This is a genomic window from Ignavibacteriales bacterium (genome assembly GCA_026390795.1).
Classification (GTDB): Bacteria; Bacteroidota; Ignavibacteria; order Ignavibacteriales; family Melioribacteraceae; genus Fen-1258.
Genome location: JAPLFG010000003.1, coordinates 341,471 through 354,196 on the forward strand (window position 1 = coordinate 341,471; position 12,726 = coordinate 354,196).

The 12,726-nt window shown below is 36.0% G+C and carries 13 protein-coding genes; 3 read left to right on the forward strand and 10 right to left on the reverse strand.

What is annotated here, in order from left to right; all coding sequences use genetic code 11:
- Nucleotides 1-168 precede the first annotated feature (168 nt).
- From NTX65_05160 to NTX65_05200, 9 genes are all read right to left on the reverse strand, one after another.
- Complete coding sequence (locus tag NTX65_05160; GenBank protein ID MCX6168702.1) at nt 169-1,827, reverse strand: recombinase family protein; 1,659 nt, start codon at nt 1,825-1,827, stop codon at nt 169-171.
- A gap of 110 nt (nt 1,828-1,937) precedes the next feature.
- On the reverse strand, nt 1,938-2,120 hold the full coding sequence (locus NTX65_05165) for a hypothetical protein (protein MCX6168703.1): 183 nt from the start codon (nt 2,118-2,120) through the stop codon (nt 1,938-1,940).
- Between the two features lie 241 nt (nt 2,121-2,361).
- Nucleotides 2,362-2,928, reverse strand: a complete 567-nt coding sequence (locus tag NTX65_05170; protein MCX6168704.1) for an AAA family ATPase — start codon at nt 2,926-2,928, stop codon at nt 2,362-2,364.
- Between the two features lie 58 nt (nt 2,929-2,986).
- Nucleotides 2,987-4,018, reverse strand: coding sequence for a radical SAM protein (locus tag NTX65_05175; GenBank protein MCX6168705.1), 1,032 nt, complete (start codon nt 4,016-4,018; stop codon nt 2,987-2,989).
- Nucleotides 4,019-4,093: 75 nt separating this feature from the next.
- Nucleotides 4,094-4,807 carry a hypothetical protein gene (locus NTX65_05180; protein MCX6168706.1) on the reverse strand — a complete coding sequence of 238 codons (714 nt, stop codon included), beginning with the start codon at nt 4,805-4,807 and terminating at the stop codon, nt 4,094-4,096.
- Nucleotides 4,797-5,618: a bis-aminopropyl spermidine synthase family protein gene (locus NTX65_05185; protein ID MCX6168707.1), complete on the reverse strand. Its 822-nt coding sequence runs from the start codon at nt 5,616-5,618 to the stop codon at nt 4,797-4,799. The genes NTX65_05180 and NTX65_05185 overlap by 11 nt, the downstream gene beginning before the upstream one ends.
- A 442-nt stretch (nt 5,619-6,060) precedes the next feature.
- A complete protein-coding gene (locus NTX65_05190; GenBank protein MCX6168708.1) occupies nt 6,061-7,017 on the reverse strand; it encodes a DUF932 domain-containing protein in 957 nt (318 codons plus the stop codon).
- A gap of 77 nt (nt 7,018-7,094) precedes the next feature.
- Nucleotides 7,095-7,898: a PD-(D/E)XK nuclease family protein gene (locus NTX65_05195; protein ID MCX6168709.1), complete on the reverse strand. Its 804-nt coding sequence runs from the start codon at nt 7,896-7,898 to the stop codon at nt 7,095-7,097.
- On the reverse strand, nt 7,891-8,244 hold the full coding sequence (locus NTX65_05200) for a hypothetical protein (GenBank protein ID MCX6168710.1): 354 nt from the start codon (nt 8,242-8,244) through the stop codon (nt 7,891-7,893). Before NTX65_05200 ends, NTX65_05195 begins: the two co-directional genes overlap by 8 nt.
- Before the next feature lie 141 nt (nt 8,245-8,385).
- Here NTX65_05200 and NTX65_05205 point away from each other — a divergent pair, with 141 nt between their 5' ends.
- The 3 genes from NTX65_05205 (at nt 8,386) to NTX65_05215 (ending at nt 11,676) form a co-directional block, all read left to right on the forward strand.
- On the forward strand, nt 8,386-9,717 hold the full coding sequence (locus NTX65_05205) for a type IV secretion system DNA-binding domain-containing protein (protein ID MCX6168711.1): 1,332 nt from the start codon (nt 8,386-8,388) through the stop codon (nt 9,715-9,717).
- A 119-nt stretch (nt 9,718-9,836) separates the two neighbouring features.
- Nucleotides 9,837-10,064: a hypothetical protein gene (locus NTX65_05210; protein MCX6168712.1), complete on the forward strand. Its 228-nt coding sequence runs from the start codon at nt 9,837-9,839 to the stop codon at nt 10,062-10,064.
- A gap of 103 nt (nt 10,065-10,167) precedes the next feature.
- Nucleotides 10,168-11,676, forward strand: a complete 1,509-nt coding sequence (locus NTX65_05215; protein MCX6168713.1) for a recombinase family protein — start codon at nt 10,168-10,170, stop codon at nt 11,674-11,676.
- Here NTX65_05215 and NTX65_05220 read toward each other — a convergent pair.
- Nucleotides 11,648-12,703, reverse strand: coding sequence for a YifB family Mg chelatase-like AAA ATPase (locus tag NTX65_05220; GenBank protein ID MCX6168714.1), 1,056 nt, complete (start codon nt 12,701-12,703; stop codon nt 11,648-11,650). The genes NTX65_05215 and NTX65_05220 overlap by 29 nt on opposite strands.
- Between the last annotated feature and the right edge of the window lie 23 nt (nt 12,704-12,726).

A 12,726-nucleotide genomic window follows, 5' to 3' on the forward strand; every position in this document is an offset into this window, starting at 1 on the left:
CATCTTGTTGAGTGAGACCTTTTACAAGTCGATGAGCTTTCAATGTGTTAGTAATATTTTTGTATTATGCACACTTCATAGTCTGAGTGTTAACAATAAATTAATTTGTAATAAGGAGGGACAAATTGTTCATCCTTTTTTGTTGTTCACGTTTTTTTAATAATAAAATCAAGCAACATTACGATATAGTTGCCTTATATCATCTGAATTGGAATTTGATGACTGACTAGTCAACTCTATAGAGTCGATTGCTTTTTGCCACTCTTCCAACTCCCCGATAATCTGGTTCCAACTGAATTCATTGAGGTGCACCAAAGCGGATTTTGAAGCGTCAAAAGACTGAATAAGCTCGAAAACATAACCCAATTTTGTGGTTCCAAGTCCTTGGCCTCTCTTAAATGGAATTCCATCTGGAAACACTAATTTTTGGAACCGTGTCTTTTGTGCAATTGGCATGAGGAGCCATTTTTGAGCTAGAGCGCCAATAAAATCAATTACATAAGCCATCACCTCCTCGAGATTGAATTCCTCGTATTTATGTCTGTTTAGCTCTGTTTTACAAACTTCTATCTCACCTTCGATTTCATCTCTTCTCTTTTGAAATTCTTCTTTTGTATAGGAACCATCTTCACGCATTTCAAAGATGCGGTTTTTCTTAGCTTTCAGTATAGAAATGCACGCCTCATTTCTTTTTACATCTGTTTCAGATTGTTTGCCGCGTTCTTTCCATACATCAATAATCGAATCTCGAAATACATTAAACCATTTTTCTTTTGGAATAATCTTTTCAAGAATTTTTATAAATTCGCTTTCCAGAAGATTTTTCCCAATCCCCTTGCCATACATTGAGCATAGCTTATAAGCACAATGGTAATATGGATAATTGCCACCATTGCCATGCACTATACTGCCCGTAAGAGGTCGATTACATTCGCCACACAGTATTGTGCGACGCAATGGAAACAAAGGGTTGTACTTAGCTCGTATGAGTGAATTATTGCGGGAATTACCTGAGAGAACCATTTGAATCTGATACATCTCATCTTTCGTGATCATCGGTTTATGAAGTCCTACTATTTCTTCTTTTGTCCAAGGATTCACAATAATTCCAGCATAAAACTTGAGACTGTTTCTGAGCATTCGATCTACCATTTGTGGGGTAGGATTTTTTCCAGATGAAGTTTTTAATCCCCATTCTTTCAACATGCGTATTATGTCGGTTTGTCGATAAACGTTTCGCGCGTATTCTCTTAATGCTCTTTGAATGATGGGAAATGTTTTTTCATCTGGTGGGTCAGGTTCAGTTTTTTTCTCCCCCCTCTTTTTAAAATTTGCGCACGCATATCCGATCGGTGGCCTGAAAGGATAAATTCCTTGATTGATGCGGGCTAACATTCCATCAGTGCAACGCTGTTTACGTAATGCATTATCATATTCTGCCGCACCCGCAAGAACGGTTTCAATAAATTTTTCTGCTGGTTTATTTCCAATTGGTTCGGTTACTGAATACAGCGTTGTTCCATATCCTAATAATATTTTTCTCACTGCAAAGTGATCTTCAGTATTACGCGCAAATCTATCAACTCGCAAAACAATGAATGCATCTATTTGGTTTTTATTTCTTCTACAATACTCTAATGCTTCCAAGAATTTTTCCCGATTATTCAGACTCAAATCTTTAGCCGACTCTCCCTCCTCTCGATAGATTTCTACAATTTCAATATTTTTTTGTTCACCGTATTTACGACAAAGCTCCTCTTGAAATTCTAAAGAGGTACCATTTACTTGTTCGTCGCTAGATACTCGTGTGTATATGATGCCTTTCATGGAGTAAAAGATGAGATATAACGCGACTATTTCTATGGTGAGATGTAATAAATCATGCTACTTATTTTTCTCGTTTAAACGTATAGCTTTAAAAAGCTTTAAAGTAAAGTCTAGGATTTATCTTTATTTAAAGTGCCCTTGAATGGATTTTTGCTTTCTAATGTGAACTCAAGCTTCCATTGTTCATAAATGATCTCTGAAAGGTTATAAAATCCGTCCCTAATTTGTTCAATTTCTTCTTCAGAGAGTGATGGATCATTCACAAGTTCCTTGACATGTTCAAGAGTAAGCATAATATTTTTCGTAATAAGAATACCATTGGAAAACTTTTAGAATAGAAATGTTAATTTGCTTGAAGGATCAAAATCTCCCTACAAAAAAGAGGGTTTGTAATCCTCTATTGATTTTCAATGAGCCATCGTGGACGATGTTCGCAACCAAATCTCACAACATATTTCTGAGGGTAAGTATATTCATATCCCTGATTTCAAAAGTTTAAAAATAACTCTCTTATAAGTGGGACTAATTTACAATCTACTCCAAATTAATTTTTTTCTTTAGTTCAAGTATAAATTCAGTTAATTGATTAATCGACTCCTCTAAATGATTAAACTTATTCCATATTATTTGAAGAGGAATGCCTAAAGAAACACAACATGTAGTTGCAGCAATAATATTCATCTGTTGATCTTCATTCAATATCTCATAAGATTGATTAATTAAATCTCTTTTCGCTGAACGATTCTGTTTTTTATTTTTTATATCATTAAGGTCATCTGCGATAACCACAATACCTATTGTGTTTCGTTCCTTTAATATATCTGGACTCGTAAAGGTATACCAAAGTTTTTTAATTCTAGGAGCCAGATGTGTTTCGAGAATCAATAATTCTTCCCCAGACATTTTTAATAAATTCGATCTTGCCAGACTAACTGATTCTGCCAAAAAAGATGGGGCGAAATTAATGATATCATCATGAGAATCAGATTTCATCCCTAATGAATTAGCACATTCGACTATTAAATCTGCAAAATCAACAAATCTGATACCTAGTTGATTTGCGGTCATTTTAGCAACAGTTGTTTTGCCAGATCCAGAGATTCCAATTATTTGTATAATACCTTTATTAATGATTGCGTCCTCCCTTTTTTATAAATAATTAGGAAATCCAACATTGTGGATCACTTGCAAGATAACTTCCTTTAACATGATATGCGGAGCCTCTACACCCGTAACAAACATTCGCATACTCACAAATTTTACATTTTCCTTTGATCGATTCTCCGATATGTCTTAGTTCCGTGATTGTTCTTGAACGCAATGCATCACTTATCTTTCTAGTGCGAATATTCCCTAAAGAAACTGTAACTCCACTGCAAGGCTGAATTTCTCCATTCGATGTAATGTAGAGAGCATAATAATGGTGATAACACCCTCTCGTACCAGCAAATGGTGGATGTGGTAACCATTTGATATTAAATTCTTCCATATCAATTTTTGAAAGTTTCTCAAAAAGGTTTTTAATATCTTCCGTTGAACATTTATTCAAAAGTTTTGTGCTCCTACCAAATGGGGTTAATCGTTCAACAACGGGTATTATTTTATTATTACGAGCCCAACGCCAAATAGAAGGTAGTTCAGAAATATTCTCTTTTAAGATAACTGTTTCGATACTTAATTTATGATTTGCAGTTGGATAACCAATCCCCATCAGAATATTTAATGAATTTTGTATTTGTTCAAAACTCCCTTTTACTCCACACAATTTATCTTGAACTTTTTTATCAAAACTATTTAACTTATGTACAATTGAAACACCCTTATCATATAAAAACGAAGCCCATTCCTTATCTATTAAGACACCATTGGTAAATAAGGAAATACTTATTCCTCTCTGAAAAATATAATTTATTAGATTTTTGAGATTTTCATAAAGTAAAGGTTCACCCCCGCCAATAATACCAATCTTTTTTACACCAAGAAGTGTAGCTTCATCAACAGTTTTTAATAATTCTTCGTAGGTTAATTCATTTTTTAGAGGCTTCCCCGAATTAGCATAACAATACACACATTTCAAATTGCATTGTCTCGTAAGTTCTAAACCCAATCCTAAAATCTTATCACCGGCAATTGCTTCAGTAAGATCTGTCTTGCTAAATCCTGTTAGTTGAGAAAGTAAATCAATATCCATTCCGACCTTCGTCAAACTAAAATAGTGTTACATCTAATCAAAAACTAATTGTTATTTATTTGAGAAAAGCTCTCGTTATTCATCAGTCTGCAAACGACCAAAAACTCCCAACTTTGATTTTGGAATTTTATCTGAAAAGAGATTTTGTTGGAAAGTTTCATCTTTTTTCATGTGAATTGCATATGGAGGTAATATTTCCGCAACCCAACTTACTGTGATGAATGATGGATCAGAATTATCAGTATGACCAGATAATTCGATACAAGCCTTATCTGTTCTAAATTTTAAATACTCACTTGCATTTTTTCCTTTACTTGCACCTGAAGCAACAGAATATTTGGACAAATCAAATTGAAAATTTGATTTAGTTAAATTTCGACAAATAATCGCCTTGTCACACCCCGTGGTAAACAAATTTTGAGGTAGTGCGAACCACCTCATTTTATCTAGAGAAAAATATTTACTTCTAACTGGAGAATTCTTAAAGGGCGATTTAGTTTCAATCATAAAAATAAAAAACTTATTTCCTAATTTGGTTTTGGATTCAAAATGCTTCCGTGTATCAATCACATTAAGAAGGTTTCCTGAATATCCCCAAAGCATAAAGCCATAACTAATATGTTCTGATTTTTTTCTGTTTAAAATTTCTGTGAAGCTTTCGGCTCCGTGACTACCAACTTTCATGAGAATACAAGAATGGACAGGATACGTTTTATTTCGGAAAAAAAGCTTTGGAATTTCTTCATCAATCAAAAATATTTTTGATTTTTGTTCTGTATTATTTTTCATTTTCCCATAAGATTAATTGCCCGTCCTCTTCGATGTAATGAGGAAGTGTATTGTTGTGATCACCATAAAAATTTTTAAGGTATTCACTGGGAACAACTGAATTCGTCCAGGGATGGGGGATGTAATTAATTCTGTCCATAACTACATAGCCTGAAGCAAGAATAGGATTGTCCGGTAAATGATACTTATGTAATCCACAAATCATCTCTGAAACTGAATATCCATGATCGACAACAAATTTTTGAATGTTATACATAGCAGTAATAGACCAAGGATGCCCACTACCATATGGTAAAATAGCTATTCCATATGATTTGGATTTCTTTGACAATTCCATACATCGGGATAAAAATACAATTCCACTATTGCCACAATTCTTCGATCCATATGGTGGATTCGTATAAAATACATCTGCTTGTTCTACAAGATCTTTAGGTACAGTTTCAAATACATTATAAGAACGAACATCAATTATATGGCCGAATCCTTCTGCATTAGCGAATCGCTTGATATGGGATAGTGTTCTTTTATCCATATCTAGCACAGTCATATAACTTGGCTTTGGAATTATACCATGATGAGAGAAAATCCCAAACATCATACTCATCCCATCCCCATCGCCTACAAAAATAATATGTTTCCCACCTATATAATCGTGCATCAGAAGGGTTTGTAGAATCATACCGCCCGACATCATATAAATTTGATCATTGTCTCTCAGTGCGGGAGGTCTCGATAGAACGACTTTATCGGCTAAATCGACCCAATCTTTTTTGAAAGGAATACCGGCTTCTAGAATTTCGTGATTCATTATCCCCGATTGGAAAATTATAATTTAATTTTGAAATTGTGGTTTACTCTAACATCTCTCCTTTCGTAGCTAGAATTGAAGCTCATATAAGTCCGATTATGAATTTCAGTAAACCATTTTTCCCAGATTGTTTTGTTTTCTTCTGAGGGTCGATTTTCTGTATGAGAAACTCGACGGTCACTGGTTTCCAATTCTTTCAAAGAATAGATTTGATTGATGGGTTTCATCTTCATTAATCTTCTAATTTTATTTGAACAATTTATTTTAATAAATCAACGCTTCAATATCAACAAAATATTTTTAGAAATCTTTATAAATGTTCAATTCCGAGATACTATAGTTTATTTAGTAATATGAAGTCCGATTATATTTTTCTTAACTTTAGATAAATTAATTTACTTCAAAAAGTATAAACGGAGAGCAATAAACTCTCCGTTGTTAGTTAATTCAACATAGCAACAGCACAAGTAAATGCTTTCTTCTTGAGCGCGTCTCCCGATCCATACCACATGGATTTTAATCGCATTGAACTGTTTTTTGATTGCAGTCGAATATGATCGACATATTCAGTAACCGCGTTATACGCACCCCATAATGTCCCTCTTGATAATTCAGCACCAACTCCAACCTCACTCAACTCCATAATTCTTTCATGAATTTCTTTTGTTCGGTTACTTTGTAATGTGAAAATTGGTTCTGGAAATATCTGATTGAGGTATTGAGTAAACATGGTTGCATTAATCATCTTTTGACTCATGCCGACATAGTATTGTCCCAAGATTTCAAAGAGCCTATTACTAAGTCCCAGAATCTCATGTGCTTGTTTTAACTTTTCTTCAGCTTGTGTGGTGTGTCGAATATGCACTTCTTGTTCCGTTCCCTGTAAGGCAACTGATAAGGTATTTTCACATATGACACGAATCGGTGTGAGTTTTACCGTAACCGCACTTGAACCATCATGGGTATTGGTTAACAATAGAAACGGTTCGACGATATCATGTTTATTGACTCGTATATATTCCGGTAATTTAGCCAATATCCAAATCCGTTCACCCTTACCCAACGCACCAGCTGTATGATAGATTGCACTCCCTTCACCCACTAATGCATCGAAGGTAGAGAATGCATCTTTATTTTGAATCGGTGTATAGCGCGAACCAACAACACCCAATACTTGCATGGTATCGATTCTCACGGTTGCATAATGATCTGTAACTGGTATGTTGTGCACCGCAATCCGTAAGGGCATTTTTTCAACACGGAATCCAAGACCCGCAGCTTGTATAGCTTCTGATGCCGTTGCAGGTTTATCAAGTTTGGTTCCTAAGGTATGCCACGGTGTTTCACCTACATACATCATTGAGGCAACTCCATTAACGATATTAATATTATGACTCATGACTTATTCTCCTTCCAAATGTTTATAAATGAATGCCCTGTGTAAACAGGGCATATAAATGTGTTCAATGAAGCTGTTTATGCCGCATAGAGTGATTCTGCTTTAGGAGCTGTCGCCTTGTTTTTAAACAATGGACAGATATCCGCATACTCACATTCTTTGCACCAAAAGCTTTGACGAGGAATAAAGATTTCTGCTTTGATTCCTTTTAATACTTCTTGTGCCGTGTGTAGAAATCCAAGATGATCATTTTTATCACGCTTGGTTTCTATCACCACGATCTTTGGTTTCTTCCCTTTTACAAAATCTACAACTCGAATTCCTTTCGGTGATTTGCGAAAGAGTAACTGATACGCATAACTGTATGCCGTTAATTGAATACGTGCATCAATATCACTTGCACTCAATGCGATAGCTGATGTTTTGTATTCAACGATGGTGCCGTCTTCCTCAATGAGATCAAAGTATCCTTCAAGTGCTATCTCTAAATCAGGTCCTTCGGTAGGTGAGCGCAAGGGGACGGTAAATGGCACTTCGCACCCTTTTACTTTGGGATGTTTCTCTTGAAAAAAGATCGTAAGCATTTCTCTTCCGGTGTTGAGTAGATTCATTTCTTTTTCACTTTCTTTGAAATGAATATTCACATCAATGCACTGACTATACCAGTCGGCATCAAATATCCGATAGAGCTTTTCAAGAGTAACGACATTACCCTTCATGGTTTCTTCATGAAACCAGGCAAGGGTGGAATGCAATGCACTCCCAAACGCAAGTGCCGAAGGACGAAACGGTTTAGGAAGTAGATCGATGTATTGATATCGATACTTCAAACCGCATTGAAGATAGAGATTAATTTGACTTGCTGATAAATGATTAATCATGCCCACCCCCCCGTTCTTCTTCGAGTAAGCGTTCAATCATTTTACTTGCCTCAAATTTTGAAACCTCTTTGAGCGAATTGGCATTAAAGAGTTCTTTGAGTTTTTCAAACGCTTGATCACCTTCGAGATGATAGTTCGTAGCGATAAGCCGGAAAAGCAGCCGTTTTTGTGGATCAGTGACTGCTTCTCCGTTGGATCTGCCATTGCCCTTCACTTCGGGCCTTGACGAACTTTGGATCTGCGATTCTGATTTTGTTTGAAGAGAAATCGCAATGTCGGTGAGTACTGCTTTGAACAGTAGAATTCCGCTTGGGGTATATACTTCGATTGATTTTGCTGGTTGCATCTGTTCCTCCTTTTTTAAGTTGTGATGAGCTATGATCATCTTCCTTCAAAAAGGGGTGAGCAATAAGAGAGGATAATTTGCGTGTATAGACAAAACCACACTGCTTATTTCAGTATTGAAGTTTATATATGATCGATTCATATGGAACACATACAACATGATGCACAATCGATCACCCCCATTGCACTCACTAATTGGCGCGATATCCGAAAGAAGTTTGGTATCAAAGAGAAGAACAGACGGGGTCACATGTATATTGTCGGTAAAACGGGAACGGGAAAATCAAGTTTACTTGCTCAGATGGCAATCTCAGATATTAATCAAGGTAATGGTCTTGCAATAATTGATCCACATGGAGATTTAGCAGAGACTTTGCTATCACACATTCCCAAAGAAAGAATTAATGATGTGATTTATTTTAATCCGAGTGATGGTGAATATCCGATTGCATTTAATCCACTCGCGCATGTTTCACTTGGCTCTCATTATCTCGTTGTGTCTGGATTGATTTCGGTATTTAAAAAAATATATGCAGAATTTTGGGGACCACGATTGGAACACATTTTACGTTACTCATTTTATACCTTACTTGAATATCCACAGGGAACATTACTTAATGTGCCAACTTTATTAACGAATGCAGAGTTTCGTAAACACGTGTTGGCATTTTGTACCCAAGAACAAATACGAACATTCTGGACAACAGAGTTTGATAAATATTCACCCTACTTTCGCTCTGAAGCCATTGCACCAATACTCAATAAGATGAGTCACTTTCTCACTAATCTTCCCTTACGCAATATTGTCGGTCAAGTGCAAAATACATTTCGATTCAGAGAGATTATGGATCAAGGGAAAATTCTTATTGTAAATCTTTCAAAAGGAAAATTGGGTGAAGATACCAGTTCGTTATTAGGTTCAATGATTACGACTATGATTTTTCTTGCCGCTATGAATCGGGCAAATGTTTCAGAAGATCAGAGACGACCGTTTTATTTCTATGTTGATGAGTTTCATAATTTCATGACGCTTTCTTTTGCGAACATTCTTTCTGAGGCACGAAAGTATGGACTCAATTTAGTTTTAGCACATCAATATGTAAAACAATTACAAGAGCCGGTTCGTGATGCAATCTTTGGTAATGTAGGAACGATGATTGCATTTCGAGTGGGTGTTGATGATGCACGCTATTTAGCAAAAGAGTTTGAACCTACCTTTGCAGAAACTGATTTGATCAATCTTCCCAATTATAACATTTGTATTAAACTTATGATTGATGGGATTACCTCAGTTCCCTTTAGCGGAGTAACACTTCCATTACCATTGCCTAAGAATACAATGAAAGATGAAATCATCACTTATTCACGTGAGCGTTATACGAAGCCTCATGAATTAATCAGAAAAGAAATTCAAACAAATGTTTATTCTCAAATTCCTAATGAAAAAAAGCAAAAAAGACTCTTTGATTATTGAGATATTTGTGATGTAGTCGGATGTTTTTGTAGACTTAGACAAATAATCACTCCTTATTTATTTTTTTATCTCCCTTATGCTTTGAAGAGTTCTTTGACAACAGCATAGAGGATTGTATTATGTATAGTCCAAAAATTTCGGAGGAGCTCGTTGTTCAGCTCTATCCTATTGCAAAACAGAAACGCATTCCCATGACGCGATTGGTGAATCAATTACTATATAAAGCTATTTCAGAAATGGAGAATAAAATTCCATCTAATTATTCTCTCCATGAGATTGATCTTGCTTCCTCTTCTCATTATAAAGAAAAAGCAAATTCATCTTTTAAGCGTGTCGGCAATGCGTAAAGAAAAAGGGGGATGCTAAACATCTCCTTTTTTGTTTTACAAAAAAATAATAACTTGATTACGTAACGAGATTTTTTGTTGCAATGAACTATGAGGAAATGAAATGGATGGAAATAAATCAATAGGTATTTGGATTCGTGTTTCAACTGAAGATCAGGTAAAAGGTGAAAGCCCCGAACATCATGAGAAACGTGCTCGTTATTATGCAGAATCGAAAGAATGGAATATTAAAGAAGTATATAAGCTTGAGGCCGTAAGTGGTAAATCAGTCATGGAACATCCCGAAACCCAACGGATGCTTTCAGATATCAAGTCAGGAAAAATTACGGGAATTATATTTTCTAAACTTGCTCGCTTGGCAAGAAACACAAAAGAGCTTTTAGAATTTGCAGAAATATTTAGAAAGTATAATGCCGATCTTATTTCTCTCCAAGAATCAATCGATACCTCAACACCCGCCGGAAGATTATTTTATACGATGATTGCGGCTATGGCTCAGTGGGAACGCGAAGAAATTGCTGAACGAGTTGCCGCATCTGTTCCCGTTCGCGCTAGGATGGGAAAACCATTAGGAGGACAAGCTCCTTTTGGGTTTCAGTGGCTTGATAAAAAACTTATTCCTGATCCTAAAGAAGCTCCAATCAGAAAACTTATGTATGAATTATTCATTGAGCATAAACGTAAAAAAACTGTTGCACGTTTATTAAATGAATCTGGTTATAGAACTCGCAACAGTTCAAAGTTTAGTGACACTACAGTGATGCGACTACTTCAAGACTCAAGTGCAAAAGGACTTCGTCGAGCAAACTATACCAAGAGTTTGGGTGCCAATAAAAAATGGGAATTAAAGCCACCATCGGATTGGGTATTTATAGAAATAGAACCGATCATTTCTGAAGAACTTTGGAATCAATGCAATCAAATTTTGGACGAGCAGCAAAAAGCAAATCACCGCCCTACTAAAAAGGCAACACATTTATTTACCGGATTTGTATTCTGTGACTGCGAGACCAACGGTAATAAAATGTATGTGCCTTCGAATTCACCAAAATACATTTGCCAAAAGTGCCACAATAAAATTGGAATTTCTGATCTTGAGTCTATTTTCCATGAACAATTAAAAAGCTTTCTTCTTTCTCCTAAAGAAATGATGCAATATCTCAATACGGCTGATCATTCTATTCGGGAAAAAGAGGAACTTCTTACTACACTTCTCAAAGAACAGTCTAAAATCAAGCTAGAGATGGACAAATTGGTACAGCTACACTTAGCCGGGGAGTTACCCAAAACAGGCTTTGGAAGTCATTATAAGCCCCTTGACGAACGTTATATACAGATGGAGAATCAAATCCCTGAACTACAAGCTGAGATAGACTTTCTTAAGATTCAGTTCCTTTCTAGTGATGAAATACTTCGCGAAGCGAAGGATCTATATGATCGGTGGGAAACATTTAATTCTGATGAAAAACGTAAGATTATTGAGACTATTACCGATAAGATAACTATTGGACAAAATGATATTTCTATACAGCTTCAATACGTTTCCGCCGGGGATAAATTGATGACAGAAAGGCAACACAACTTCAAGGATTCATTGCTGCAGCAAGCATAAAATTTGCGGGGAACTCAAGAGACATTTTCGATCGGCTTACGGTAACTTTGTAATCTTCAAGCGGTTGGCGCAAAACTTCTAAAACATTTTTCTTGAACTCCGGCAGCTCATCTAGAAAAAGTACTCCATGATGCGCATAAGAAACCTCTCCGGGACGTGGAATGGTTCCGCCACCAATTAAAGCTGCATCAGAAATTGTATGATGTGGACTTCTAAATGGACGCTCGGTTATTAGAGCCTGATCTTTACGGAGAATTCCGGCAATGGAATGAATTTTTGTTGTCTCAAGTGCTTCTTCAAAATTGAGCGGCGGAAGAATTGAAGGAAATCTTTTAGCCAGCATCGTTTTGCCTGAACCAGGCGGTCCAATCATTAAAATATTATGTCCGCCGGCTGCGGCAATTTCAAGAGCGCGTTTAACATTCTCTTGACCTTTGACATCTGAGAAATCCAGCATATAAGTATTTACTTGAGAAAATATTTCATCTTTGTTCGTATAAACAGGATCAAATTTTGCTTCTTCATTTAAGAATTGAATTACTTCCGTCAGATTTAGCAAACCATAAACTTCTATTCCATCAACTATAGATGCTTCTTTCACAGATTCTGCAGGAAGAATTATCTTTTTAATACCGAGTCTTCTTGCTTCAACAGTAATTGGCAGTGCACCTTTTATTTTACGAAGAGATCCATCAAGTGAAAGTTCTCCTAGAATAAAAGTTTGATTGAGTAAATCCGGATTAATTATTTCTGTTGCGGCAAGAATTCCAACCGCGATTGGTAAGTCGAATGAACTGCCTTCTTTCTTAATATCTGCAGGGGCTAAGTTGATCGTAATTTTTTTAAGTGGAAATTCAATACCGGAATTTTTAATAGCTGCAAGCACTCTTTCCTTGCTCTCTTTTACCGCGTTATCTGGCAAGCCTACAATCGTAATAGACGGAAGTTGTTTCTCATAATGAGTTTCAACTTCTACCAGATAAGCGTCAATACCAAATGTAGCACCGGAGAGGATCTTAGAAAACATATGCTTTCCCCGATTTTGAATTT